Source organism: Streptomyces venetus, from assembly GCF_039540295.1.
In the GTDB taxonomy this organism is placed as follows: domain Bacteria; phylum Actinomycetota; class Actinomycetes; order Streptomycetales; family Streptomycetaceae; genus Streptomyces; species Streptomyces venetus.
Window position 1 is genome coordinate 257,948 of the sequence record NZ_BAABET010000008.1, and the last position, 26,417, is coordinate 284,364.

At 71.8% G+C, this 26,417-nt stretch carries 19 protein-coding genes; 15 read left to right on the top strand and 4 right to left on the bottom strand.

Annotated elements, in window-relative coordinates; translation table 11 throughout:
* Position 1 precedes the first annotated feature (1 nt).
* The 4 genes from ABEA82_RS26360 to ABEA82_RS26375 all read right to left on the bottom strand — a co-directional run bounded on the left by ABEA82_RS26360 (position 2) and on the right by ABEA82_RS26375 (position 5,768).
* Positions 2–1,309, bottom strand: a complete 1,308-nt coding sequence (locus ABEA82_RS26360; RefSeq protein WP_345664147.1) for a hypothetical protein — start codon at positions 1,307–1,309, stop codon at positions 2–4.
* 229 nt (positions 1,310–1,538) lie between these two features.
* The gene (locus ABEA82_RS26365) at positions 1,539–2,801 is read right to left on the bottom strand and encodes a hypothetical protein (protein WP_345664148.1); all 1,263 of its coding nucleotides are present in this window, start codon (positions 2,799–2,801) and stop codon (positions 1,539–1,541) included.
* Entirely contained in the window at positions 2,794–5,400 is a 2,607-nt protein-coding gene (locus tag ABEA82_RS26370) for a hypothetical protein (protein ID WP_345664149.1), read from the bottom strand. Before ABEA82_RS26370 ends, ABEA82_RS26365 begins: the two co-directional genes overlap by 8 nt.
* 245 nt (positions 5,401–5,645) lie before the next feature.
* Positions 5,646–5,768, bottom strand: coding sequence for a phosphopantetheine-binding protein (locus tag ABEA82_RS26375; RefSeq protein ID WP_345664150.1), 123 nt, complete (start codon positions 5,766–5,768; stop codon positions 5,646–5,648).
* Between the two features lie 19 nt (positions 5,769–5,787).
* Between ABEA82_RS26375 and ABEA82_RS26380 the strand changes: the two genes are divergently transcribed.
* The 15 genes from ABEA82_RS26380 (at position 5,788) to ABEA82_RS26450 (ending at position 26,416) form a co-directional block, all read left to right on the top strand.
* A complete protein-coding gene (locus tag ABEA82_RS26380; RefSeq protein ID WP_345664151.1) occupies positions 5,788–5,940 on the top strand; it encodes a hypothetical protein in 153 nt (50 codons plus the stop codon).
* Positions 5,941–6,523: 583 nt separating this feature from the next.
* Positions 6,524–8,002 carry a sugar transferase gene (locus ABEA82_RS26385; protein WP_345664152.1) on the top strand — a complete coding sequence of 493 codons (1,479 nt, stop codon included), beginning with the start codon at positions 6,524–6,526 and terminating at the stop codon, positions 8,000–8,002.
* A 73-nt stretch (positions 8,003–8,075) separates the two neighbouring features.
* Complete coding sequence (locus ABEA82_RS26390; RefSeq protein WP_345664153.1) at positions 8,076–9,401, top strand: nucleotide sugar dehydrogenase; 1,326 nt, start codon at positions 8,076–8,078, stop codon at positions 9,399–9,401.
* Positions 9,391–10,656: a glycosyltransferase family 4 protein gene (locus tag ABEA82_RS26395; RefSeq protein WP_345664154.1), complete on the top strand. Its 1,266-nt coding sequence runs from the start codon at positions 9,391–9,393 to the stop codon at positions 10,654–10,656. Before ABEA82_RS26390 ends, ABEA82_RS26395 begins: the two co-directional genes overlap by 11 nt.
* A complete protein-coding gene (locus ABEA82_RS26400) occupies positions 10,653–12,044 on the top strand; it encodes a Wzz/FepE/Etk N-terminal domain-containing protein (RefSeq protein ID WP_345664155.1) in 1,392 nt (463 codons plus the stop codon). Before ABEA82_RS26395 ends, ABEA82_RS26400 begins: the two co-directional genes overlap by 4 nt.
* Complete coding sequence (locus tag ABEA82_RS26405) at positions 12,041–13,603, top strand: Wzz/FepE/Etk N-terminal domain-containing protein (RefSeq protein WP_345664156.1); 1,563 nt, start codon at positions 12,041–12,043, stop codon at positions 13,601–13,603. The genes ABEA82_RS26400 and ABEA82_RS26405 overlap by 4 nt, the downstream gene beginning before the upstream one ends.
* 3 nt (positions 13,604–13,606) lie before the next feature.
* Positions 13,607–15,541: an asparagine synthase (glutamine-hydrolyzing) gene (asnB, locus tag ABEA82_RS26410; RefSeq protein ID WP_345664157.1), complete on the top strand. Its 1,935-nt coding sequence runs from the start codon at positions 13,607–13,609 to the stop codon at positions 15,539–15,541.
* Between the two features lie 17 nt (positions 15,542–15,558).
* On the top strand, positions 15,559–17,730 hold the full coding sequence (locus ABEA82_RS26415; RefSeq protein ID WP_345664158.1) for a bi-domain-containing oxidoreductase: 2,172 nt from the start codon (positions 15,559–15,561) through the stop codon (positions 17,728–17,730).
* Positions 17,727–19,688 carry a heparinase II/III family protein gene (locus tag ABEA82_RS26420; RefSeq protein ID WP_345664159.1) on the top strand — a complete coding sequence of 654 codons (1,962 nt, stop codon included), beginning with the start codon at positions 17,727–17,729 and terminating at the stop codon, positions 19,686–19,688. The genes ABEA82_RS26415 and ABEA82_RS26420 overlap by 4 nt, the downstream gene beginning before the upstream one ends.
* An 8-nt stretch (positions 19,689–19,696) precedes the next feature.
* Positions 19,697–21,217, top strand: a complete 1,521-nt coding sequence (locus ABEA82_RS26425; protein ID WP_345664160.1) for a right-handed parallel beta-helix repeat-containing protein — start codon at positions 19,697–19,699, stop codon at positions 21,215–21,217.
* 1 nt (position 21,218) lies between these two features.
* A complete protein-coding gene (locus tag ABEA82_RS26430; RefSeq protein WP_345664161.1) occupies positions 21,219–22,538 on the top strand; it encodes an O-antigen ligase domain-containing protein in 1,320 nt (439 codons plus the stop codon).
* A 2-nt stretch (positions 22,539–22,540) separates the two neighbouring features.
* The gene (locus tag ABEA82_RS26435; RefSeq protein WP_345664351.1) at positions 22,541–23,749 is read left to right on the top strand and encodes a glycosyltransferase; all 1,209 of its coding nucleotides are present in this window, start codon (positions 22,541–22,543) and stop codon (positions 23,747–23,749) included.
* The gene (locus tag ABEA82_RS26440; RefSeq protein ID WP_345664162.1) at positions 23,746–24,981 is read left to right on the top strand and encodes a methyltransferase domain-containing protein; all 1,236 of its coding nucleotides are present in this window, start codon (positions 23,746–23,748) and stop codon (positions 24,979–24,981) included. The genes ABEA82_RS26435 and ABEA82_RS26440 overlap by 4 nt, the downstream gene beginning before the upstream one ends.
* Complete coding sequence (locus ABEA82_RS26445) at positions 24,978–25,772, top strand: glycosyltransferase family protein (RefSeq protein ID WP_345664163.1); 795 nt, start codon at positions 24,978–24,980, stop codon at positions 25,770–25,772. The genes ABEA82_RS26440 and ABEA82_RS26445 overlap by 4 nt, the downstream gene beginning before the upstream one ends.
* Positions 25,769–26,416: a PIG-L deacetylase family protein gene (locus tag ABEA82_RS26450; RefSeq protein WP_345664164.1), complete on the top strand. Its 648-nt coding sequence runs from the start codon at positions 25,769–25,771 to the stop codon at positions 26,414–26,416. Before ABEA82_RS26445 ends, ABEA82_RS26450 begins: the two co-directional genes overlap by 4 nt.
* The last annotated feature ends 1 nt before the right edge of the window (position 26,417 follow it).

Here is a 26,417-nt window from a genome sequence, read left to right on the forward strand (position 1 = left end):
GTCAGACGCGGAGCGTCTGCAGGCTCAGGGTGCGCGAGGCGTCAACGGAGGCAGGTGCGAGGGCCGCCGAGTTGCTCGTCGTCGGCGCGATGGCCGGCGCTCCGGCCGTCGGGGCGGGTGCCGGTGGTGCGAAACCCCGGGTCGTAGTGACCGCCACGGACTTCAGGTCACGGCCGGTGGCCAGCGACCAGTGGTGGATGATGTCCTGCAGCCGCGACCGGATCGGATTGCCGGCGCCCGCCGGCGTCAGGGGCGCGAAGAGCGCCCGCGCTCCCACCTGGCTGGAGTACAGACCGGCCTCGATCTCGATGAGCAGCTGGCTGAGCAGCGGCGCGAGAACGAAGTAGCTGTGCGATCGGCTGTGCGGCGGCATTCCCACGCGCTCTCCGATCCGGCTGAGCCGGTCCTCGGGACTGGCGGCCGTGGCCTGTAGGTCGAGCACCACGGGGCTGTTGTAGAGCAACGTCATATGGAACCAGGACATCGCCGCTACGGCGACGAACTCCTCCCGGGCCAGGTTGGGCAGTGTGGGCGCGCTTCCCCGCCGCTCGTTGAGCATGTTCTGCAACCGCAGGGCGAGGTTGGCAATCGCCGCCGTGTCGATGGGCAGCGGACCGTTTACAGGTACACCCACATTGGTGTAGGCGACACCGACCCAGACCTGCCTCAGCAACTCCTCCAGGACCGCGACCAGTTCACGGTTGGCAGCCACTGCCTTCTCGTACGGGTAGACCGAGCCGTCATCCGTGCCATGGTTGAGGTCCATGCCCAGCAGGCGCTGATAAGCGTTTCTCCTGGTGGCGCGCAGGTCCGGACGAAGCTGACTGTCGATCGAGAGGACGGTGAGCGGCGTTCCGCTCCGGAAGAACAGCTCCTCCGTCGTGCGGAGCCATTCGAAGGTCTCCGAGCGCTGCGGGATGCCCAGCTGTTCGCCGTGCAGAAACAGGCTGAGCACCTTTCGGAAAATCTCGAACACCCTTGTGTTCTCGATGAGATACGCGTAGATGATGTGGTCGTGGACGAACGGCCGCCTGCTCATGGTGGTCAGAGCGACCGCAAGCTGCCCGTTGAGCGTTGTCGGCCAGGCGGTCTGTGGTGGCGGGTTAGGCGTGTCGACGATTCCTCGGAGCGGCCCTCTGTTGCGGACCTTCGGTGATCTGAAGCTGTTTCGCCAGCCGGCCTCCAGCACTGACACGAGGTCAGCCGGGTGCTGCTGGAAGAGGAAGTCCAGCTGTCTGTCGATGGGTGTCGGCAAGCCCGGGGGCCCCGGATTGGGAGGGCTGATATGGGCCGCGATTTGACGGAACATGATGTGCTCCCGGAGTTCTTACGGAGGGCGCGGGTGGTCACAGTTTTCCTATTTCCAGAAGGGCGTAGGCGTCCTCTCGGGGGGCTTCGGCCCACAAAGACGGTTTGTGAGAACCTCGGAATCCTCAATGATTCCTTTCAGGTCGATTTCCTCTTGGGTCAGTGTCACCGGTGTTCCCGGGGCGACCGGTCCAGCCGGAGTCGGTGTGCTCACCCTGTCCTCCTTCGTCTCAAGCGGCGGCCCGGACACCCCGTCCGAGCCGCGTCATCCAGTCCTCGAACTCCGCCGCCACCTGTGCAGCGTGCCCAGGCTCGGTGGCGGCCCGCCAGCCGGAGAGGGCCAGCAGGCGCAACGCCTCCGTGTCCAGCCAGTGCTCTGAGCTGCGGAGCGCCGGCCCGGCTTCCCGAGCCAGCTGGCGCAACGCGTCCGGGCGCACGCGCGCCGGGTCGACCAGCGCCGTCAGGGGCCGTCCGCCGAACGCCCGCATGGGCCGGAACAGACACACCTCGGCAATGCGCGCAAGCCACGGCACCGAGCGCTCCAGCAGCTCGCGCTCGCCCGGCGGCGCGGCGTCGAGCGGGTTCGCCGACGTCCAGGCGCGGGCCAGATCGTCCCAAGGACCGGCCCCGTAACAACGCCGCGCCATGGCGCAGTTGAGCAACACCCTCAAATAGCCCACGGGGTGGGGATCGCCGGGCCGGGTGACGAAGAGTCTGCTTCGCTCCCCTGCCAGGACGTCGTGGAGCGCCGCCACGGCCGCATAGCCGGCGTGGGCGAAAGCGAAGGTGTCCGCAGCGGTTTCCGACGCCCAGCTCGCCCAGGACTCGCCGACCTCGAAGTCGGCCGCGAGGTCCTCCCGCAGGGCTGCCGCCAGCTCGTCGTTCCAGTCCAGGCTGTAGGCGACTTGATGCCCGGCCTCGTGCAACAGGGCGGTGGGCCGGTGCAGGTTGTGCCGGGTGATCTTGATTGCGGCGGCGACGGTCGGGCCACCCACGTCCCAGAAACGCAGGCCGCTGCGGAGAATGGACGCACCCATCCCTTTGTCGACATAGGTGAGGACGCGAGGGACGGGCCGGCCGAGCGGCCGCAGCACCACGGCCATACTGCGGACCGCGAGCACATCGCAGGCCCGCAGCAGCGCGCCCAGCTTGCCCGAGGTCCTCGTGTTCACGGCGTCGCCGAAGAAGTCGATCGCCGTCTCCGAACGGGCGTAGTTTTGACGGAACTTGGCGATGCGCCGCCGCAGCCGCTCCAGGTCGGGACCGGCGCGGGCGGCGCGGAGTTCCGCGGTGAGCACGTCGGCCTCACGGCGCAGCGCCTCGACCGCTTCCCCGAGGTGGCGCCGGATCGCCACGCCGAGTTCGTGCTCCAGCGCCTGCCAGGCACTCGCCGCGGCGAAGTTCTCCGGGTCGGAGAGGGTGGTGACGGCGCCGCGCCAGTGCGCGACCTGACGGGCGAGCTGGAGCCGGAGCGCGGCGGTGTCGTCAAGCACGGCGGTACCCAGGGATGATCTCCACCCGGATCTCGTGCGGCGCCCCGGTCAGCTCGGCTGCGAGTTCGTCGCCTCCCACCCGGGCGGTCGCGTCGGGCCGCGCCACCGTACGGTGGATCAGATCGAATCCGGGCGGCCGCACGAGGTGAACGAGCAGCGTGATGCCGTCGGCCTCCGCCGTCGTCGCGCCGACGAGCGCGCCCCGTTCGCGGGCGAGGGTCCGGGACAGCCCGACGCCTACCCAGGTGGCCAGCCTGCGGGCGAGGACGGCGGCATCGGCCCGCCCCGGCCCGGCGACCTCCCCTCGGAGCCCGCCCGGCAGGTGCTCAGCGGCCGCCGCCCCCTGCTCCACACGCAACCAGGCATGCCCGTGGCCGGACAGCGCCCGACGCAGGGCCGTACCCACGGTGCGCCGCAGCTCGGCCAGCGCTACGACCGGACTGTCGCCCCGACGCAGCGCCGCGGCCATCGTCTGCGCCCATGCCTCGGGCACGTGAACGGCCACGCGGATCTCCCGCCTGCGGCCGTCGACCACCGCGGTCACGGGAGGCCCGGCCGCCGGGCCCGGCCGCCGGCTCCTCTGCTCCAGCAGCGGCGCCGGGGCACCGGGAAGCTGGACGGCGTAGAAGCGCTGACCGACCCGAGGCGGACCAGGTGGCACCGCGAGCGGCCCGGGCCCGGAGAGGCGGCCGAAGGACGCGTCGGGGTGGCCGTCCTCCCCGTGGCTGAGTGACGGGTCGCCGAGCAGCAGTCCTGCCGCCGCCGGGGTCAGCGGATGCAGCCACTCCCACGAGGGCCCGGCCGCGGCGTTGCCGCCCAGCGCCTCGGCCTCCGAGCTCGCGATCCTGCCCAGCCGGGTTCCCGGCACGGCCTGGTAGAGGTGGATACGGGCCCGCACCGGACCCCCGGTCCGGCACCGCTCCCGCAGATGCGCGTCGAGCGTACGCCCGCCGTGGATGCCGATGGCCCGGGCCGCCTGGGGTGTGATGGTGACGTCGAAGACGCGCAGGCACTTGCGGTAGCGGCGGGGCGCACCCCGGGGCATCCCCACCCAGGGCACGGCGGGCAGCGCGGCCTGCGGGGCGAGAGCGTCCGCCCGGAGCACCTGGTGCGGGAAGCTCGCCGCCGCGGCCTCCCGGACGGCGTCCACGACGGCGGACTCCAGCAGCAGCGGGTCCTCGAACAACTCCTCGTCGAGTCCGGCCACCCGTACCGCGGTGTCCTCCACCAGGGTGGCGAGCGCTTCGGCCGCGAGTCCGGGCGCGTGTGCGTCGCTCTCCCGGACCGGCCCCGGCTCCCGCTCCGACCACCGCTGTTCGGCCTCCGGCTCCGGGGCTTCGAGGGTCGCCATCCGCAGCCCGGCATCGACGATGGCCCTGGAGAGCGCCGGAGTGATCCGGGGGCCGACGTACGGTGCGATGAGCCGGCCGAGGTAGTCGGAGAGGAACCGCACGACGCGTCGTCTGCCGGCCAGCCGGATGCCGAGGCGCAGAGCGGCCACCGGCAGGAACTCCTCGACCAGCCGGGTCGGGTCCTGCCCCTCCTCGAGGTGCTCGAGCCCCTGGACGAACCTCTGACGTGCCGTATCGAGCAACGCGAGCGTGTCGTCCTGCTCGCTGTCGGCGGCCACGGCCTCAGCGGCGAGCAGTGTCTCCTGCTCGTACTCGTCGGCGGCGAAGAGCAATTCCGCCAAGGTGGCGTCGAACCTGAGCTGGAGCGCCGTGACGTCGGGGACGGCAACCGGAGCTTCCGTATCGTCCGTCACCTCGCCCGCCGTCTTCAGATAGCGCTGCGCCAACCTGGTCGCGTACGGGCGCAGTGCCGGCGGCAGCCGGTCGAGGGCGTACCGCAGGACGCGCTGCAGCAGTGGACGTACCAGTGGCGCGATCTTGCGCAGCAGGGCGGCCACCGGGACCAGCCGCCCGGCGGCGGCGACACCCTTCCGGGCCAGGCGTGCCGCCTTGTTCGCCAGCTTCGCCGCCTTGTCGCGGATGGACTTGAGGAAGTCCTCGAAGACGGGGGGAAGCTGTTCCCCTCCGGGTTCGACGGCCTCGAGGACTTCCGCGATCCGGCGCTCGTCCAGGCCGCCCGGATCCTCGGCTGCAAGTGCCGCCGCCATTCGTTCCAACAGGTCGTCCAGCGACTCGTGCAGTGGTTCGGACCACGTCCTCAGCAGGCGCTCGGCACGGACGAGATCGGTGCCGGGTCCCTCTGCGCTCGCAGGGAACAGCCTTCGCACCTGGGCGTCCGCCTCGTCGACGAGTGCCCACAGGGTCGCGTCGAGCTCCTCGTCGTACAGCTCGCCGAGCAGGGCGCGGAACTCGTCGCCCGCCGGGTCGACCATCTCGTCACCGAGCCCGTATGCGGACGGGAACGGGCTGCCGACCTCCGGCTCGGCCAGTGCCGTGTCCGGGGCTGGGGTCGGCGGCCCTTCACTCGGGAGCTGTGCCGTCTCCGGAGGCCCCGAAAACTGCGGAAACCCCGACGCTCCTGGGTGCTCCGAGAACTCCGGGAAGGGCGTGTCGGGATGTGGTCCGGTCGTACGGCGGCCGGACACGGCCGCGCCGATGGGGACGCGCCCGTCGACGGATTCGGACATGGAGGTTCCCCTCGTTGCGGTCCGCTGCCGCGGCGGAGAACGGACGCACTGCCCTCGGCGCATGGTGGCGCGCCGGCGCTCCGCGTAGCGATCCGCCGCATTCGCAATGTAGGCCGGGGCCACGGACCTCGCGACTCGACTGAGCCGTGCGGCCGACGCTCGCGCCCGAGAACCGACGCTCACACCGGTCCGCTGCTCCTCGACGGTGGAACGAGACTCGCCGCCGTTGCCCGGACGGCCGGGTTCTAGTACAGCTCGCGGCGGCGCGGGGACGGCAGACCGCGGGCGCCCAGGGCGGCTCCGATGCGGACGGCGGACAGGGAATCGCCGCCGAGCTCGAAGAAGTCGTCGTCCGGGTCCACGGCCACACCCTGCACCTCGCTCCAGATGTCCTTCAGGACTGCTGCGCCCTCCGAGCGCCTCGCCGGCGGCACCTTCACCCTGAACAACCACGGCGGCTTCGAGGTCGACGGCGCCACGGCGGCCGGCTTCCTCCGGCATGGGATCGACGGGCTCAGCGCGACAGGTGAAGGACCGTGACGCGCCAGGGGACGCGTTCAAGCCGATCTACCCCAAAGCGTTCACCGAGCCCCCTCGGACCGGTGCGGCGCGCGCTCGGGCGAAGGCCCGGAGCACCATGGCCTCTTGCCGCCCGACCTGCGCGGAAAGCAGTGGTGGCGTGAAGGCATCCGTAGGCGTTCAGCCACCGGTGAATCAACCATCAAATCTTGAGCACAAATTACACACATCCCTCTCTTCATACTGGCCTCCATGGTCTAGATTGACCGTGCTTCAGCTGATCGAGCACGAAGCGACCCTTGATGATCTACGGGTTCAGCGCCACGGCAAGCCAGCACGTCCCCCAGGCTTCGGCGGATTTCCGCGCACTTCGAAAGACCGGCAGCACACGCGGTCCGCTACGCCCAGGGTGAGTTGTTCAGGTAGTCCCGGCACAGCCGGGACGGCATGCGCGGGAGGCGGGGGCCTCCTGCGGGGAGGAACAGCGCGGCGCGGGGGGCGGGGGCCTCCCGAGGGGAGGAACACTGCGGGGGGCGGGGGCTTCCCGTGGGGGAGGAACAGTGTTGGGCGAACACGTCGAATCACTGGGAACCTGGGGGGTTCTGTGCGGCAAGGGGGATTAGTCAGCCCGTTACCGTCAGCACGCGGGCGTCTGACGAACGGGGCGATCAGCCGGCCCGCGATGGACTGGGAGCAGCGGTACCGCCGTACCGTGATCACCAGCGATACCGTGGCCACCGCCATCGTGGTGGCGGCGATCGGCAACTTCTTCGGGGCCCGGGACGCGGCCAACTGGCATGAGAAGTGGGCTGTTCTCGCCTTCGGCACCGAGTTGCTGGTGCTGGGGGCGCTCGCGGTGGGGCGGGCGTGGGCTCCGGCCGTGCTCGGCCAGGGCGCCGAGGAATTCCGAAGACTCGGACGCTCGCTGTTCGCGGCGACCGTCGTGCTGGCGCTCGGCGGGATCGCGCTCACCTCGCGCAACATCAAGCTCTGGATCTTCGTCGCGATTCCCGCGATCGCCCTGGTCACCATTCCCGCGCGGTATCTGCTGCGTCTCTGGCTGCACAAACAGCGCAAGGAAGGGCGGTGCCTGAGGCCGGTGCTCGCCGCCGGGAGCCCGGCCACCGTGCGCGACCTGATCACCCGGACCCGGAAGTTCCCGCACCTCGGCTGGCGGGTGGAGGCCGTGTGCACGACGGACGGTCGCGGGCTCGACGGTGACCAAGTGGACGGGGTGCCGGTCATCGGCCGGCTGGCGGACGTCGCCAAGCACGTCCACCACGACGGCTACCGCGTCGTCGCGGTCACCCCGGACCCGCACTGGTCACCGAACCGGCTTCAGCGGCTGGCCTGGAACCTCGAAGGCAGTGATGCCGAGATGGTCGTGGCCCCCGTGCTGATGGAGGTGGCCGGCCCCCGGCTGCACGTCGACGCGGTGCTCGGGATCCCGCTGCTGCGGGTCAGCCTGCCGGCCTTCACCGGGGGGCGCCGGGCGGTCAAAGGGGGCGTCGATCGAATAGGCGCAACGTTTCTGCTGGTGCTGTTCGCACCGTTGATGGTGCTCGTCGGGCTGCTCGTGCTGATGGACAGCCGGGGCGGGGTGTTCTACCGCCAGCGCAGGGTCGGCAAGGACGGCCGCGAGTTCACCATTCTCAAGTTCCGCACCATGGTCACCGGGGCCCACGAGGCACGTGGAGAGCTGGCCGACCGCAACGAGGGCGCGGGCCTGCTGTTCAAGCTCCGCCGGGATCCACGGGTGACCCGGGTGGGAGCGGTGCTGCGCCGGTACTCGATCGACGAGCTCCCGCAGCTCTTCAACGTGCTCACCGGATCGATGTCGCTCGTCGGTCCGCGGCCGCCGCTGCCGGAGGAGTCCGCCGCGTACGGCCCGGACATCCGGCGGCGGCTGCTGGTCAAGCCCGGCCTCACCGGCCTGTGGCAGATCAGCGGACGCAGCGACCTGTCGTGGGAGGAGGCGGTCCGGCTGGATCTGCGGTACGTGGAGGACTGGTCGCTCGCCCTGGACACAGTGATCTTGTGGAAGACGCTGCGTGCGGTGCTCCATGGCCAGGGGGCCTACTGATGCGCGGGGGCGGCCGTCCGGCCGGCGCGCGAACCGCAGGCCGAGAGGGCCTGCCCGGGGGGAGGAACGGGTCATGAGAGTCAGCGTTTTCGGGCTCGGCTACGTGGGCTGCGTGTCAGCCGCGTGCCTGGCCGGCATGGGGCACGAGGTCATCGGGGTGGACGTGAACCAGGTGAAGGTCGACCTGGTCAACGACGGCAAGGCCCCGGTGGTCGAGGAGCGGATCGGCGAGCTCGTCGCCGACGTCGTGCGGACCGGAGCGTTACGCGCCACCGGCGACGTCCGCGAGGCGATCATGGGCAGCGAGGTGTCGCTGGTCTGCGTGGGCACCCCGTCGGAGCCCAACGGCAGCCTGTGCACCACGTACTTGGAGCGGGTCACCGAGGAGATCGGCGCCGCGCTGGCCGAGGGAGCCGAGCAGGGGGGCCGGCACACCGTCGTGTTCCGCAGCACCATGCTCCCGGGCACCTGCCTGAACCTGCTGGTGCCGATCCTGGAGAAGTACGTCGGCGGCACGGCCGGGGTGGACGTCGGGGTCGCGGTCAACCCGGAGTTCCTGCGCGAGGGCACGAGCGTGCGGGACTTCTTCGACCCGCCCAAGACCGTCATCGGGGAGCTCGACCGGGCGAGCGGCGATGTGGTGACGGCACTGTACGAAGGCTTGCCCGGCGAGGTGTTCCGGGTGCCGGTGCCGACGGCCGAGGCGATCAAGTACGCGGACAACGCGTTCCACGGCCTCAAGATCGGCTTCGCGAACGAGCTGGGCGCGGTGTGCCAGGCGCTCGGGGTCGACTCGCACCAGGTGATGGACGTGTTCCTGGCCGACCGCAAGCTGAACATCAGCCCCGCCTATCTGCGGCCCGGCTTCGCCTTCGGTGGCTCCTGCCTGCCCAAGGACCTGCGCAGCCTGGTCCACGCGGCGCAGCGGGCCGACGTCTCGGTGCCCATCCTCGCCCACGTGCTGGCCTCCAACTCCGACCATCTCCAGCGCGCGGTGGACCTGGTCGAGCGCGCCGGCAAGCGCCGGGTCGGCCTGTTCGGGCTGTCCTTCAAACCCGGCACCGACGACCTCCGCGAGAGCCCGCTCGTGGAACTGGCGGAGCGGCTCTTCGGCAAGGGGTACGACCTCAAGATCTACGACGCCAACGTGAGCCTCTCCCGGCTGCTCGGCGCGAACCGCGAGTACATCGAGAGCCGGCTGCCGCATCTCGCGCAACTGCTCGCGGACTCCGTCGACGAGGTGCTCGACCACGCCGAGGTGTGCCTGGTCGGGACCAGGGACCCGGCCGTGCTGTCGGCGCTGCCCCACGGGGACGCCCCGGTGATCGTCGACCTCGTCCGCCTTCCCGACGCCGAGGCGCGCCGGACCGAACCGGGGTACATGGGCCTTGCTTGGTAACGCAGCCGGCGGCGACGGGCGGGGCCGGCGCGCGCTGATCCTGGTGGAGAACCTCTCGGTGCCGTTCGACCGGCGTGTGTGGCAGGAGTGCACGACGCTGCGCGACGCGGGCTGGGAGGTGCACGTCATCTGCCCCCGGGGAGAGAAGCGGGACAGGGAGCCGGAGGCCGTGATCGACGGGGTGCGGATCCACCGCTACCCGTTGCGCGCGGCCACCGGAGGGCCGGCCGGCTACCTGCGGGAGTACGGATCGGCGTTGTGGCACACGGTCCGGCTGGCCCGCAAGGTCGGACCCGTGGACGTGGTGCACGCCTGCAACCCGCCCGACCTGCTGTTCCTTCCCGCCCTGTGGCTGAAGCGGCGCGGCGCGCGGTTCGTCTTCGACCAGCACGACCTGGTACCCGAGCTGTATCTCTCCCGGTTCGACCGCGGCCAGGACCTGCTCTACCGCGCCGTGTGCGCGCTGGAACGGCGGACCTACCGGGCCGCTGACATCGTGCTCGCCACGAACGAGAGCTACCGGGACGTGGCGGTACGCCGTGGCGGCCGGCGGCCGGAGGACGTGTTCGTGGTGCGCAGCGCGCCCGCGATCGACCGGTTCCAGCCGGTGCCGGCGGAACCGGGGTTGAAGCGCGGCAAGCCCCATCTGCTGTGCTACCTGGGCGTGATGGGCCCGCAGGACGGCGTCGACTACGCCTTGCGGGCGCTGGCGAAGCTGCGCGACGAGCTCGGGCGGACCGACTGGCACGCGGTGTTCGTCGGCGCCGGCGACGCCTTCGACGCGATGGTGGAGCTGTCCCGGCGGCTCGGGCTCTCGGAGCAGGTGCAGTTCACCGGGCGCATACCGGACGCCGACCTGGTGCGCTACCTGTCCACCGCGGACGTGTGCCTCTCCCCCGACCCGCGCAACCCGCTCAACGACGTGTCGACCATGAACAAGGTCCTGGAGTACATGGCGATGGGCCGGCCGATCGTCTCGTTCGACCTCAAGGAGGCGCGCGTCTCCGCCGGTGACGCCGCCGTCTACGCGCCCGCCGACGACGAGGCCGAGTTCGCGGGGCTCATCGCGCTGCTCCTGGACGATCCGGAGCAGCGGGCCCGGATGGGCAAGATCGGCCAGGAGCGGATCAGCGGGCCGCTCTCCTGGCGGAACTCGCAGGCGTCACTGCTCGCCGCCTACGCCGCGGCCTGCCGCGACCACGCTCCGGTGTCGGCGGGCGACCAGAACCGGGAAGGGAAGAGGCCGCGTCGTTGAGCGATGACACGATACGCCTGGTCACGATCGGGCGGATGATCCGTCGGCGCCGACGGGTTCTCATCATCCTCGCCGTGCTGGGCGCGCTCGTCGGCTACGGCACGTCCTTGCTGTTTCCGCCGCGCTACACGACCTCGGCAGCGGTCCTGCTGCCGGGGGCGTGGGAGGAGCGCGAGCTGCTGACGCAGACACAGATCGCGACCAGTTCGGTGGTGATCGACCGCGCGGCCGCCACGCTCGGCTGGAGCGGGGGCGGCGAGTTGCGGGGCCGGGTGAGCGCCAAGGCCGCCGACGGGAACATCATCAAGATCTCGGGCACGGCCGACACCCCGGAGCGCGCCCAGCAGCTCTCCGACCAGGTGGCCCAGCAGTTCGTGGCGTTCGCGGCGCGGATCGCCGGTGACAGCACCGACCCCGAAGCGGCGGCGCGGCCCGAGGAACTGCGGCAGTTGGTGGTGCGGACCAGCCGCCGCATCACCGAGTTGGCCGACGCGGCCGACCCGGGGAGCAGCGTGGAGAGCGTGCAGACCCGCACCGAGCTCGCCAAGCTGCGCACCACGCTGCAGGAGGCCGTCAACAAGCTGGACCAGGCCGACCCGGCCGCCGTCAAGGCCGACATGGTCGTCATGGGGCCGGCGGCCCGGCCGGAGGGTGAGGCACCGCCGACGAGGACGCAGTTCATCGTCGCCGGGGCGCTGGTGTTCTTCCTGCTCGCGGTCGTCGGTCATCTCACCGCCGCGCGGATGAGTCGCCGGCTGCGCACCGAACCGGAGATCACCGCGGCGCTCGGCTCGGCGCTGCTGGGTACCGTCGACGTACCCGGTGAACGGCCCGTGCGGCGGGCGGAGGGACGTGGCACGCGGGACCGGATCCGCCGGCTGCTGGGCGTCGACGTCCGGTGGGACGTACCGACGCCGCGGACGTCCGGCGACGAGGCCGACAGGCGGATCCGCTACCGGCGGGTGTGCGCCCGCCTCCGGGAGCAGGTTCCGGCCCCCCGGCGGCTGCTGGTCGTCGTCCCGGACGGCGACGAGATCGCCCTCCGGGCCGCCGGGCGGCTCGTCACCGAGGCCGAGAGCGATTCTTCTCCAAGCTCTTCGAGCGGGGAGTATCCCGTGCTGCGGATGGTGGCGGTGCCGGTGTCCCGGCCGCTGGTGCCGGACCGCGACACCGAGGCCGGTGCCCTGGTGGTGCTCAGCGCGGGCAGCTGGACCGCGGCGGAACTCGCCGGCCTCGCCGAGGCGTGTGCGGACGCGGGGCACGAGGTCGTCGGCATCGTCGTGGCCGGCACGGTCCGGGCACGGCCGCCGCGTTCTGCCGGCCCGTCCCCGGACGAGGCCGCCCCGGCGCTCGCGGTGCGCGGTCACGCGACGGGAGGTCCGGTGTGACGACGGGCAAGACCTCTCAGTCGTCGGCCGCCGCTCCGCTGCTGGATCTGCAGGCGCTGGTGGTGGCGGTGCGCAGGCGCCGCCGGCTCTGGTGCTCCCTGGCGCTGCTGGGGCTGCTGATCGGCGCGGCGGTGGCGGTCCTGCTGCCACCGCCGCCGACCGCGGTGACCAAGGTGCTGGTCGCGCACAAGGAGGACCAGCCGAACGACACCGGAACGCTGATCCGCACCGACGTCGCGCTGTTGCAGACCACGCGGATCGCCGGCCAGGCCCTGCGGTTGCTCAAGTCCCCTCAGAGCCCGGCGGACTTCATGCGGGACTACCGGGGCACAGGCTTGACCAACAACCTGTTGCAGATCGATGTGACGGGTGCCAGCGACGCGGAAGCGGTGGCCCGGGCCGAGGCGCTGGCCGACGCGTTCGTCGCGGACCATGTGAGACGGATGCGGGAGACCGCGAAGGCCGAGGCCGAGGCCCTGCTGGAGCAGCGTGACCGTATGCGGAAGGAACTCGCCGACGTCAACGAGGCGATCGGAGCCGGACCGACGCAGAGCGGCCCGAAGGGGTCGGCGAGCACGGAGTCTCTCTTCGCCCGCCGGGCCGAACTCACCTCGCGGATCGGCGACTTCGACCAGCGCGCCGAGGAGGCGCGGATGGGGGCGCCTCAGCTCGTCGCCGGCACCCAGATCGTGGACGCACCGCGCGCGGTGCGGCACTCCCTGCCCAGGGCCGCGGCCACCAACGCGGTGATCGGGCTCGTCCTCGGGCTGGTCCTCGGGCTGTCGGTGGCCGCGGTCGGCGCGGTGGTGGCGGACCGCCCCGTGCTGCGCCGGGACATCGCGGCGAATCTCGGCGCCTCGGTCATCGCGGAGCTGCCGCGCGCGCCCCGCCGGCCGGCCGGGCTGTGGCAGCGCCGGAGGACCCGGGCGGCACGCGAGCGGCTCACCGCGTCCCTGGCCCGCACCGTGCGCGATTCCGCGGAACCGGTGTCGCTGCTGGAACTGGGCTGTGCGCGCAGCACGAGCGTGATCGCCCTGAACGTCGCCAGGGAACTGGCGGCGGAGGGGCCGGTGGTCGTCGTCGACGGTCTGCCCGGCCCGCAGCTCGCGGGCCACCGCCCGAAGCCGGGAGACCCCACCGTGGTCAGCGGCGCGCCTGCCGCGGACGTGCCGCGGCAGGGGCACCGGCTCGGCGTGGGCTCGGTCGCGCCCGGCACGGCATGGACCGACCTCGAGTACCTCGGCACCCGGGCCGTGCTCGTCGTGCGTGCCGGGCACGGCAGCGCCGCATGGCTGCACACCGTGGCACGGCAGCTGGCGGACCAGCACATTCAGGTGATCGGTGTGGTGTTGATCGACCCCGATCCGCGTGACCGGACCGACGGCACGCTGTGGGACGGGCAGCACATCGCGCTGCGGGGCCACGGCGAGCGGCCGGCCAGGCAGAACGGCGGCGGTACCTCCCACGCCGTTCAGGCAGTGGGGGACGGCCGGCGGGGGACGGAGCGGCTGCCGATGTGGGCGGCACGGGTCCCGGACAGCAACCAGGAGGCGCGGTAGGACATGTGTGGCATCGCAGGCACTTACCGATGGCCGGACGGGAAGATCGTGACCGACCGGCTCACCGACACCCTCGCCCACCGCGGCCCGGACGGGGCGGGCCGGTACAGCCACCCCGCCGGTGACGGTGAAGTGCACCTCGGGCACCGCCGGCTGGCCATCATCGACCTGTCCGGGACCGGCGCCCAGCCGATGGCCTCGGACGGCCTCGTGCTGACGTACAACGGCGAGCTGTACAACGCGCCCGAGCTGCGAACCGAGTTGATGGCCGCCGGTGTGCGATTCCGCGGTACCTCCGACACCGAGGTGCTGCTGGAGGCCTGGCGGCGCTGGGGCACGGACTGCCTGCCCCGGCTGCGCGGCATGTTCGCGTTCGGCGTCTTCGACGAGCGGACCGGTGAACTGGTGCTCGCCCGGGACCAGTTGGGCATCAAGCCGCTGTTCCTGCGCCGGCGCGGCGAGGGTCTGGTGTTCGCCTCCGAACTCAAGGCGCTCGCCGCGGCGACCGGCGGGTCGCTGGAGGTGGACCACGCGGCGCTGGTGGCCTCGCTGCTGTACTACTGGGTGCCGGACTCGCGTTGCGCGTTCCGCGAGGTGGAGAAGCTGCCGCCGGGGAGCTGGCTGCGGTGCCGGCCCGACGGCCGGGTGGAGCGCGGCCGGTACTGGAACCTGAAGGACGTCGCCGCCGAGGGCCGGGAGCGGGCCCGGGCCGGCGAGCGGCCGGACCTGGCCGCGGTCGTCGAGGAGTCGACCCGGCGTCACCTGCTCTCCGACGTCCCCGTGGCGACCTTCCTCTCCGGCGGCCTCGACTCCAGCTACCTGACCGCGCTGGCGGCCCGCGAGCGGCCCGGGATCTCCGCGTACACCATCGGCTTCCGCGCGGAGGACGCCAGGTTCGAGGCGATGCCGGACGACCTGCGTTACGCCCGGCAGGTGGCCGAGCGGTTCGGCGTCGACCTGCACGAGATCGAGATCGCCCCGAACGTGCTCGACCTGCTGCCGCGGATGACGTACCACCTGGACGAGCCGATCGGCGACCCCGCCGCGATCAACACGTTCCTGATCTGCTCGGCCGCCCGGGAGGCCGGGGTCAAGGTGATGCTCTCGGGGATGGGCGCCGACGAGCTGTTCGCCGGGTACCGCAAGCACCTGGCCAACCTGCTCGCGCTGCGCTACCAGCGCGTCCCGCGGCCCCTGCGGCGAGGGGTGTCCGGGGCCGTGGACCGGCTGCCGGTCGCCACGTCCCGCCGGGGGTACCGGTCGGTGCGCTTCGCGAAGCGGTTCCTCTCCTTCGCCGATCTGCCGGAGGAGACCGCGTTCCGGCGCAGCTACACCATGTACGACCGGGGCGAGCTGCTCGCCCTGCTCGATCCGGACCTGGCCGGGACGGTCGAGGACGTGCTGACCGAACATGCGGACGTCTACGAGGACAACGACCTCGACGACTTCGTGAACCGCATGTGCCTGACGGACGCCCGGATGTTCCTGCCGGGCCTGAACCTCGCCTACACGGACCGCTCCAGCATGGCCGCGTCGACCGAGGTGCGGGTGCCGTACGTGGACGTCGACGTGGTCAAGGCGGCGTTCGCCGTGCCCGGTGACCGCAAGATCGTCGGACGGCAGGGCAAGGCCGTCCTCAAGGAGGCGGCCGCCTCGGTCCTGCCCCGGGAGATCGTGTACCGGCCCAAGGGCCTGTTCAGCGCCCCGCTGCGCGCCTGGATGAGCCGGGATCTGGCACCGCTGGTGCGCGAGGTCGTCCACGACGGCGAGCTCGTGCGCTCCGGGTTCCTGCGCCGCGACGCGCTGACGCGCATGGTCGCCGAGGACGCCTCCGGGCAGCAGGACTTCTCCAAGCATCTGTGGCACGTACTGACCCTCGAGTACTGGTATCGCGACGCGACCTCCGGGTCCGGCCAGAGCACTCGGTTGACGGCTTAGGAATCACAGGAGTTCGTGTGAAACAGGTTGTGCAGAACTACAAGAGCGGCGAGCTGGCGGTGCTCGACGTGCCGGTGCCGGGGTGCAAGCCGGGCGGTGTACTGGTCCGCAGCGCCTTCTCGCTGATCTCCACCGGGACCGAGCTGATGAAGGTGTCCGAGGCCGGTATGTCGATGCTGGGCAAGGCCCGCTCCCGGCCGGACCAGGTGGCCAAGGTCATGCAGAGCGTGGCCACCAACGGCGTGCCCGCCACCTACCGCAAGGTGATGGGCAAGCTGGACTCCTACACGCCGCTGGGCTACTCGCTGTGCGGCGTGGTCGAGCAGGTCGGCGCCGGAATCGACGACGTGAAGGTCGGCGACCTCGTGGCCTGCGCCGGCAACGAGCACGCGTTGCACGCCGAGCTCAACTGGGTGCCGAAGAACCTGTACACCCCGGTGCCGGACGGTCTGGCTCCGCGGCACGCCGCCTTCGGCACGGTCGGGTCGATCGCGTTGCAGGGGGTCCGCCAGGGCGAGTCGCGGCTCGGCGAGGTGGCGCTGGTCATCGGCCTCGGGCTGATCGGGCAGCTGGTGGTGCAGCTCCTTGCCGCCTCGGGGGTCCGCGTCGTCGGGGTCGACCCCGACCCGGTGCGCTGCGAGCTCGCCGAGCGCCTCGGCGCGGCGGCCTGCGGCGACCCCGAGTCCTCGGCCGTGGAGGCCTCCGTCGCCGAACTCACCGGCGGTCACGGCGTGGACCAGGTGTATCTGGCCGCCGGCGGCGGCAGCAACCAGCCCGTCGAGCTGGCCGCCCGGCTCTGCCGGGACCGCGGCCGGGTCGTCGACATCGGCAAGTGCCGCCTGGACCTGCCGTGGAACGCGTACTACGAGAAGGAGCTCGACGTCCGGTTCTCCCGGTCGTACGGTCCCGGTCGCTACGACCCGGAGTACGAGCTCGAAGGGCGCGACTATCCGATCGGCTACGTCCGCTGGACCGAGCGCCGCAACCTGGCGTGCTTCCTCGACCTCGTCGCCCGCGGCGGCGTCGACGTGGAGCCCCTGATCTCCCACGTCGCCGATTTCGACGACGCAGTCGAGACGTACCGGAGCCTGAAGGACGGCGACTTGAAGGCCGTGGCCGTGCTGTTCCGGTACCCCGGGCAAGGGGTGGAGGCGCAGGCTCCGGCGGTGGCCGTGCCCTCGGTGAACGTGAGGCCGAGCCCGGTCCGGGCCGCCAGGACGCCGGTGCGGCTCGCGTTCGTCGGCGCGGGGAACTACGCGACGTCGATGCTGCTGCCGCACCTGGCACAGCGCGACGGCGTCGAGTTGTCCACGGTCGTCACCACGACGGCGCTGTCCGCGACCAACGCCCAGCGGAAGTTCGGCTTCGCCGGGGCGACCACCGACCTCGACGCCGTGCTCGGCGACAAGTCCGTCGACGCGGTGTTCGTGGTCACCCGCCACAGCTCGCACGCCGAACTGACCCGGAAGGCGCTGCTGGCAGGCAAGGCGGTGTTCGTGGAGAAGCCGCTGGCACTCAGCGAGGACGAGCTGGCCGGCGTGCTCGCGGCGGTGGAGGAGTCCGGCAACGACCGGTTGCAGGTGGGCTTCAACCGCCGGTTCGCACCGCTGCTGCGGGAGGCCGGAACACGGTTCGGCGCCCGGACCGGTCCCGCGAGCCTGCGCTACCTGGTCAACGCGGGGCGCCTCGATCACGGCAGCTGGTACCTCCAGCAAGGCACCGAGGGCTCGCGGTTCGCGGGCGAGGGCGGGCACTTCATCGACACGGCGAGCTGGCTGCTCGGGGCCGACCCGGTCTCGGTGTACGCGATCACCACGCCCGGCAACGAGGATCTGCAGATCCTGCTGCGCTACCCGGACGGGTCCACCGCCACCATCAGCTACGTCACCACCGGCTCGCCCGGCTTCCCCAAGGAGACGCTGGACATGGTCGCGGACGGCAAGGTGCTGCGGCTCGACGACTTCGTCCGGGCCTCGGTGTACGGCAGCAAGCGGTGGGTCAGTTCGCGGCTGCCGAAGGCCCGGGACAAGGGCCAGAACGCCCAACTGGCCGCGTTCGTCAAGGCCGTGCGGACCGGCGGGCCGATGCCGGTGCCGCTGGAGTCACTGGTCGCCACCACGGCGGCCACCCTCGCCGTGCAGGCCTCCCTGGCCGGCGGCGCGCCGGTGACGTTGGCGAGAACGCGATGACCATGAGCGCGGGCTGGTACCTGCGGCGGCTGTCCCGGATGGGACCGCGGGAGATCGGCGGCCGGGCGGGCGACGCGGTGCGCAGGCGGCGGTGGCGGTCGGCGCCGCCGGACTGCCCGGGCGTGACCGGCGCCCGGTTCACCGCGGTACTGCCCGCCGGGACGATCGCCGCGGTACCGCCGGACGCCGCGAAACGCCTCATCGCCGAGGCGGACCGGCTGATGGCCGGGCACGTCGAGTACTTCGGGGTGGTCCGCGACGACCTGGCCGACCCGGACTGGTGGTACGACCCGAAGACCGGCCGCCGGGCGCCGGGGGGCTACGCCTTCGACGTGCCGTACCGGAACGAGGAGGCGGTCGGGGACATCAAGCAGATCTGGGAGCCGTCCCGGCACCAGTACCTCACCGTGCTCGCCGCCGCCTACGCGGTCACCGGGGACGAGCGGTACGCCGAGCGGGTGGCCGAGCACCTGCGGTCGTGGTGGGCGGCCAATCCACCGCTGCGCGGCGTGCACTGGATCAGCGGCATCGAGCTGGGCATCCGGCTGCTGTCCTGGGTGTGGATCCGCCGGTTGCTCGACGGCTGGCCGGGCGTGGCCGGGCTGTTCGAGGGCAACCCGGTGGCGCTGAACCAGATCTGGCACCACCAGCGCTGGCTGGCCGCCTTCCCCAGCCGGGGGTCTTCGGCGAACAACCACGTCATCGCCGAGGCCGCCGGGCAGTTCGCCGCGGCCTGCGCGTTCGGGTGGTTCCCCGCCTCGGCGCGGTGGCGGGCCGACGCACTGCGGTCGCTGGAGCGGAATCTGCGCGGCAACACCTTCCTCTCCGGCCTCAACCGCGAACTGGCCACCGAGTACCACGGGCTGGTGCTGGAGCTCGGCCTGGCCGCGGTGGCCGAGGCGGACGCCGCAGGTGTGGCGGTCCCCGCGACGGTCCGCCTGGTGCTGTTGCGGATGACCGACGCGCTCGCGGCCGTCGTGGACAGCCGGCTGCGGCCGCCGCGGCAGGGGGACGCGGACGACGGGCACGGTCTGGTCGTGGACGGCGCGGGCACCGACCGCTGGGCCTCGCTGCTGGCCACCGGGGACGCCGTCTTCGGCCGGCTCGCCTGGTGGCCGACGGTGACCGGCACCGCTGTGCGCACCCCGCTGCTGGCCGCGCTGATCAAGCCCACTGAACCGGCCGTGTCCCGCCCGGCAAGCCGACCAGCCCACTTCGCCGACGCGGGGCTCACCATCCTGCGCGGTCCGGAAAAGACGGGAGGGAGTGGAGAGATCTGGTGCCGCTGCGACGGTGGCCCGCACGGCTTCCTGTCCATCGCCGCGCACGCCCACGCGGACGCGCTGTCCGTGGAGGTCCGGCACGACGGGGTCGACGTGCTCGCCGACCCGGGGACGTTCTGCTACCACGGGCAGCCCGAGTGGCGGCAGTACTTCCGGTCCACTCTCGGCCACAACACCCTGCAACTGGACGACGGTGACCAGTCCGTCTCCGGCGGCCCGTTCCTGTGGACCCGGCATGCCCGCAGCCGCGTCCTGGTCGCGGATGCGTCCGAGGAGGGGGTGGCCCGCTGGTGCGCCGAGCACGACGGTTACCAGCCCTCCGTGCACCGCCGCCGGGTGGAGCTGACGGCCGCGGCCAGGGAGCTGAGGGTGGTCGACGAGGTGCGCGGCCCGCGGCGGGCCGTGCGGCTGGCGTTCCACCTCGGTCCGGCCATCACCGCGGACCTGGTGGGAAACCGGGCGGTGCTCACCTGGACCCGGGACAACGAGGACCGCTCCGCGGTACTCGACCTGCCCGGGCAGCTGGCCTGGCGGGCGCACCGCGGCGAGACCGACCCGCCGCTCGGCTGGTACTCCGCCGGCTTCGGGCGCAAGGAACCCACCACCACACTCGTCGGCACCGGCTTCGCCGACGGCGTGGAGGGGTTCACCACCGTGCTCGGGTTCCGCGGCTAGGGGGGCGCGTGGGGATCAAGTGGCGGCACTGGGCATGGCCGGCCGCACCGCTGGCGCTGGTCCTGCTCGCGGCGACCGGCTGTGAGAGCACGCCGGGCGCGCGGCCGAAGCCGACCGCTGCGCCGTCCACGTCCGTGGCGCGGGTGTGCGACAAGCCCGCGGCCGGGCCGGCGAAGGCGCCGGCGGGCGCGGTGACGGTCGATCCCGCGGTGGCCGGTGACCTGGCGGCGAAGACCAAGAGCAGCCCTGCGAACACCACGTTCTGGCTGCGACCGGGCAGGCACAGGCTCGAGCCGGACCGCTACGCCCAGGTCGTCCCCAAGGAGGGGAACACCTACCTCGGCGCGCCGGGCGCGGTGTTCGACGGCCGGAAGACCAACCAGTACGCGTTCGGCGGCACCGCTCGGGGCGTCACCATCCGCTACCTCACCGTGCAGGGTTTCGTCGCACCGCACGACGAGGGTGTGGTCAACCACGACTCGGCCGACGGGTGGGTGGTCGAGCACACGACGATCCAGAACAACTCCGGCGCCGGGCTGATGGCCGGTGCCGGCCAGCGGGTCCGCGCCAGCTGCCTGCGCGGCAACGGTCAGTACGGCATGAACGCGTACAAGGCCACCGGCCGGATCGGCGGCCTGGTGGTCGAGGGCAACGAGATCGCCGGCAACAACAGGGACGACTGGGAGCGGCGGCGGAAGGGCTGCGGCTGCACCGGAGGCGTCAAGTTCTGGGCCGTCGACGGCGCCGACGTGCGCGGCAACTGGGTCCACGACAACCGCGGTGCCGGGTTGTGGGCGGACACCAACAACAACGACTTCCGCATCGAGGACAACGTGCTCGAGGCCAACGACGGTGCCGCGCTGATCTACGAGACCAGCTACAACGCGGTCATCCGGAACAACACGATCCGGCGGAACAACCGGGTCGAGGGCCGCAGGTACGCCGACCGCGGGGACAACTTCCCGTTCGCGACGATCTACTTGTCCGAGTCCGGCGGCGAACCACGGGTCAGAGCCCGCACCGACAAGATCGAGATCTACCGGAACGTGCTGGAGAACAACTGGTCCGGCATCACCCTGTGGGAGAACGCCGACCGGTTCTGCAACAGCCCGGCCAACACCTCCTCCGGTGACTGCACGTTGCTGGTGAAGGACACCGGCCGCTGCGCACAGCCGGGAATCGCCACCGCGCCGCTCTACGCCGACTGCCGGTGGAAGACCCAGCGGGTGGACATCCACGGCAACCGCTTCGTGCTGGACAAGTCCGTCGTCGGCTGCACGGTGCAGTGCGACCGCATGGCGGTGCTGGCCAACTACGGCACCTATCCGGACTGGTCGCCGTACCAGGGCGAGCGGGTGGCCGAGGCGATCACCCGCGAGCAGGACAACCGCTGGCACGACAACGTCTACCTCGGGCCCTGGACGTTCGTCGCCCACGACCCGAGCCGGCTGCTGGACTCCGGGCAGTGGCAGAGCACGCCGTACCAGCAGGACACGGGCAGCACCTTCCGCGCACAGGACGGTGGTTGAGATGCGCGCGGACACGGGCACGGACCACACGTCGAGGATCGTCGGGACGGCCTGGGGGCTGCTGATCCTCAACACGCTGGGCTCCGCCGGGGCGAAGACCATCGTCCCGCTGCCCCGCTCCCTCATCCAGATGGCCACCATGGGCGCGCTGGTCGCCGCGTTCGCGCTGGCGCTCGCGGTCAACCTCCGGCTGCGTATCCGGGCCAGCGCCTTCCTGCTCCTGCTCACCTTGCTGCTGGTGCCGAGCGTGATCTCCAGCGCGGATCTGGAGTCCGGGTTCGGCGCGCTGTTCCGCTGCACCCGGCTCGCTCTCTTCGTCGGCACACTGTGGCTGCTGAGCCGCTGGTGGGACGGCGGCCCGACGTTCGTCCGGCACCACATCCGGATGTACTTCGCGGTGCTCGGGTCGGTGGCCGCCGGCCTGGTCATCTCACCGGGCGCCGCCCTGCCCGAGCTCTACGGCGGGCGGCTGGTCGGCGCGTTGTGGCCGCTCACCCCGCCGCAGATCGGACAGTACGCCGCGGTGATCATCGGGCTCACCGTGCTGCTCCTCATGGGCCGTCGGACCGACAGGACCAGCGCGGCGGTGGTCATCGTGCCGTCCCTCGTCCTGCTCGCGCTGACCCACACCCGGACGGCCACGCTCGGCCTGCTCGTCGGGCTGGCGTTGGCGATCGGCTCGCTCCTCCTGACCAGCGCCGCCGCCCGCCGGTTCTTCACCTGGGCGGTGCTGTGCGCCGCCGTGGCCGCGGTGGGGTTCGGCTCCGCGCTCCAGGCGTGGTTCCTGCGCGGACAGAGCCAGGAGAACTTCACCAGCCTCACCGGCCGGGCCAAGGTCTGGGACGCCCTGCTGGCGGCGCCCCGGACGGCCTCGGAGTGCCTGTTCGGCGCGGGCCTCGGCGACAAGTCCTTCGGCGGGCTGCCGATCGACAACAGCTGGCTGGCCGTCTACCACGAGCAGGGTATGACCGGTGTCGCCCTGGTGGCGGCGTTCCTCCTCGTGCTGGGCGGCGTCGCCCTGCTGCGGCCACCGTCGCTGTCGAGGGCCTGCGCGATCTTCCTGATCAGCTACTGCGCGATCGCGTCGTACACCGAGGCCGGGCTGGGCGACGCCTCGCCGTATCTGCTGCACCTCACCGTGGCCGCCTCGCTGCTGGCGACGCCTGCCGCGGCCACTCCCCTCACGACACCCGAAGCCTCGACGCCCGAAGCCTCGACGCCTGAGGCCCCGGCACCCGAAGCCCCGGCGCCCGAAGCCTTGACGCCCACAGCCCCGCGACGTCCCGTCCCGCGATGGGCCCGCAGATCGGAGGTGACCTGAACATGCACGTCCTCGTGGTGCACAACCGCTACGCCTCGGCGCAGCCGAGCGGGGAGAACAAGGTCGTCGACCAGGAGGTGGCGCTGCTGCGCGGGGCCGGCCACCGGGCCGAGGTGTTCGAGCGGCGCAGCGACGACATCGCCGCCCGGTCGCTGCTGGGCAAGGCCGCGGTGCCGCTGCTGGTGCCGTGGAACCCGGCGGTCCGCGCGGAACTCGCCGCCCGGCTGCGCGCCGAGCGGCCGGACGTGGTGCACATCCACAACGTCTTCCCGCTCCTGTCGCCGGCGGTGCTGGCCGCCTGCGCCGACGCCGGCGTGCCCGCCGTCGCCACGCTGCACAACTACACCCAGGTCTGCCCGCCCGGCACGCTCCAGCGGGACGGCCGGCCCTGCACCGAGTGCGTCGGGTCCGCGCCGCTGCCCGCCGTCCGGCACGGCTGCTACCGCGACTCCCGGCTTGCGACGGTGCCGCTCGCGGTCAGTCTGTCGGTGAACCGGCGGCGATGGTGGTCCGGCGTGGAGCGGTTCTTCTGCATCTCCGCGGCGCAGCGCGACGTCCTGGTGCGGTCCGGCATGCCGGCCGAACGGCTGGCGGTGAAGCACAACTTCGTGCCCGACCCGGGCACGTGCCGCGAGGGCGCCGGCGAGCATCTGCTCTATCTCGGCCGGCTCGCGGAGGCCAAGGGCGTACGGCTGCTCATGGCCGCGTGGGACGAGATCGCGGCGAGCGGCGGTGTGGGCGTACCGCTCGTGATCGCCGGGGCGGGCCCGCTGGAGCCGGAGGTGACCGCCTGGGCGGCGGGCCGGGACGACGTGCGCTACGTCGGCCTGTACGACACGGCGGAGTGCCGGAAGGCCCTCGCCCGGTCGGTCGCCGTGGTGGCTCCCTCGACGTGGCTGGAGGCGTTCGGCCTGGTGGTCGTGGAGGCGATGGCGGCGGGGGTCCCGACCGTCGCCGCCGGGCACGGCGCCTTCGTCGAACTCGTCGAGGACGGGGTGACCGGGCTGCTGCACCGGCCGGGCGATGCCGCCTCGCTCGCGTCCTGCCTGCGAGGGATCACGGCCGGGCCGGCCCGCAACCGGGAGATGGGGCAGGCGGCCCGGCGCCGTTACGAACAGGACTTCAGCCCGGCCGTCGGGCTGGAGCGCCTGCTGGAGGAGTACCGCACCGCGATCGCGGGTCGGTCGGAATTACTGGGGGGCAGTAAATGACGCGATGCCGACTCTGCGGCTCGGAAGCGATGGCGAGTGTCGTCGATCTCGGGGCGACGCCGCCGTGTGAGAGCTTTCTCGCCGCGGACCGACTGGATCGACCGGAGCCCGCGTACCCGCTGCACCTGCGGGTCTGCACCGAATGCTGGCTGGCGCAGATCCCGCCGCTGATCACGCCGGAGGAGACGTTCGAGGAGTACGCGTACTTCTCCTCGTACTCGACCTCCTGGGTGGAGCACGCGCGCACGTTCGTCGCCGATGCCGTGGAGCGGGTGGGTCTCGGCCCCGACGCTTTCGTGGTCGAGGTCGCGAGCAACGACGGGTACCTGCTGAGGCACGTGGTGGACCGCGGGATCCGCTGCCTCGGCGTCGAGCCCTCGGTGAACGTGGGCGCGGCGGCGCGGGAGGCGGGCGTGCCCACGCTCACGGAGTTCCTGAGCCCCGACACGGGCTCGGCCGTCCGCGAGGAGCACGGACCGGCCGACCTGGTCGTGGCCAACAACGTGTACGCGCACATCCCCGATGTCGTCGGATTCACCCGGGGGCTGCGTGCCCTGGTCGCCGACGACGGCTGGGTCTCCATCGAGGTGCAGCACCTGCTGACCCTGATCGAGGAGAACCAGTACGACACGATCTACCACGAGCACTTCCAGTACTACACGGTCGCGTCCGCGATCCGGGCGCTGGCGAGCGGCGGACTCACGCTCGTGGACGTCGAGTTGCTGCCCACGCACGGCGGCTCCATCCGGCTGTGGGCCCGGCCCGCCGGGGTGGCGGGCGAGCCTTCGCGGCGGGTGGCCGACGTGCTGGCGCGGGAGAAGGCCGCCGGGCTGCAGGAGCTGTCCGGGTACGCCGAGTTCTCCACGCGGGTGGCCAAGGTGCGCCGGGACCTGCTGCGGTTCCTCATCGAGGCGGCAGACCGCGGCGAGACGGTCGTCGGCTACGGCGCTCCGGGCAAGGGCAACACCCTGCTCAACCACTGCGGCATCCGGCCCGACCTGCTCGCGTACACGGTCGACCGCAACCCCTACAAGCACGGCAGGTTCACCCCGGGCACCCGTATCCCGATCCTGCCGCCCGAGCAGATCAGCGCCGACAAGCCGGACTACGTCCTCGTCCTCCCCTGGAACCTGCGCACCGAGCTGGTCGAGCAGTTGTCCTTCGTGCACGACTGGGGCGGCCGTCTGGTCTTTCCCATACCGGAACTGAGCATTGTCGAGGTCAAGGCATGAAGGTCGTTCTGTTCTGCGGCGGTTACGGGATGCGGATGCGCAGCGGTGCCGCGGACGACGTGCCCAAGCCGATGGCGATGGTCGGCCCGCGGCCGCTGATCTGGCACGTCATGCGCTACTACGCGCACTTCGGGCACACGGAGTTCATCCTGTGCCTCGGCTACGGGGCCCACCACATCAAGGACTTCTTCCTCAACTACGAGGAGACGACGTCCAACGACTTCGTGCTGCGGGGCGGGAAGACCGAGCTGCTGTCCACCGACATCGCCGACTGGACGATCACGTTCGCGCAGACCGGCATCGAGTCGCCGATCGGTGAGCGGCTGCGCCGGGTGCGGCACCACCTGGACGGCGACGAGATGTTCCTCGCCAACTACGCCGACGTGCTCACCGACGCCCCGCTGCCGGAGATGATCGACCGGTTCGCGCGGCGCGATGCCGGCGCGTCGATGATGGTGGTGCCGCCGCAGTCCTCGTTCCACTGCGTGGACCTGGGCGAGGACGGCCTGGTGGGAGGCATCACGGCGGTGAGCGAACTGCCGCTGTGGGAGAACGGCGGCTACTTCGTGCTCCGCCAGGAGGTCTTCGACCACATCCCGGAGGGCGGGGACCTGGTCGCCGACGGATGTGCCCAACTGGCCAAGCGCGGGCGGCTGGTGGCGCACCGGCACCGTGGCTTCTGGAAGCCGACCGACACGGTGAAGGAGCGGGCCGCGCTCGACGACGCCTATGCGCGGGGTGACCGGCCGTGGGCCGTGTGGGAGCGGGACGGCGCCGGGGTGAACGCGTGATCGGGCTCGGGGCCGGGCCCCTGGAGCGGATCGTCGCGGTGGGCGCGCACTGCGACGACATCGCCATCGGCGCGGGCGGCACCCTGCTGACGCTGTGCCTCGCGCGGCCGGGTGTCCGTGTCGACGCGCTGGTGCTCTCCGGCGGTGGCACCGACCGGGAACAGGAGGAGCGAGCCGCGCTGGCCGCCTTCTGCCCCGGCGCCGACCTGCGGCTGACCGTGCTCAAGCTGCCGGACGGCCGGATGCCCGCGTACTGGGAAGAGGCCAAGGCCGCGGTCGAGGAGCTGCGCGGACAGACCGACCCGGATCTGATCCTGGCCCCGCGCACCGATGACGCGCACCAGGATCACCGCGGCCTGGCGCGGTTGATACCCACCGCGTTCCGGGACCACCTGGTGCTCGGCTACGAGATCGTCAAGTGGGACGGCGACCTCGGCCGGCCGGCCGCCTACCAGCCTCTGTCGCCGGAGATCGCCGAACAGAAGGTGCGGCTGCTTCAGGAGCACTATCCCTCGCAGCGGCACCGGCCCTGGTACGACCGGGAGGCCTTCCTCGGGCTGGCACGGATCCGCGGCATCGAATGCCACGCGCGTTATGCCGAGGCGTTCGCCGCCACCAAACTCACACTCCATCTGGGGGGATGAA

Coding starts and splice junctions, on each gene's coding strand:
- ABEA82_RS26360 (WP_345664147.1), bottom strand. CDS start 1,309: ATGTTCCGTCAAATCGCGGCCCATATCAGCCCTCCCAATCCGGGGCCC.
- ABEA82_RS26370 (WP_345664149.1), bottom strand. CDS start 5,400: ATGTCCGAATCCGTCGACGGGCGCGTCCCCATCGGCGCGGCCGTGTCC.
- ABEA82_RS26380 (WP_345664151.1), top strand. CDS start 5,788: ATGTCCTTCAGGACTGCTGCGCCCTCCGAGCGCCTCGCCGGCGGCACC.
- ABEA82_RS26390 (WP_345664153.1), top strand. CDS start 8,076: ATGAGAGTCAGCGTTTTCGGGCTCGGCTACGTGGGCTGCGTGTCAGCC.
- asnB (WP_345664157.1), top strand. CDS start 13,607: ATGTGTGGCATCGCAGGCACTTACCGATGGCCGGACGGGAAGATCGTG.
- ABEA82_RS26420 (WP_345664159.1), top strand. CDS start 17,727: ATGACCATGAGCGCGGGCTGGTACCTGCGGCGGCTGTCCCGGATGGGA.
- ABEA82_RS26430 (WP_345664161.1), top strand. CDS start 21,219: ATGCGCGCGGACACGGGCACGGACCACACGTCGAGGATCGTCGGGACG.
- ABEA82_RS26435 (WP_345664351.1), top strand. CDS start 22,541: ATGCACGTCCTCGTGGTGCACAACCGCTACGCCTCGGCGCAGCCGAGC.
- ABEA82_RS26440 (WP_345664162.1), top strand. CDS start 23,746: ATGACGCGATGCCGACTCTGCGGCTCGGAAGCGATGGCGAGTGTCGTC.
- ABEA82_RS26445 (WP_345664163.1), top strand. CDS start 24,978: ATGAAGGTCGTTCTGTTCTGCGGCGGTTACGGGATGCGGATGCGCAGC.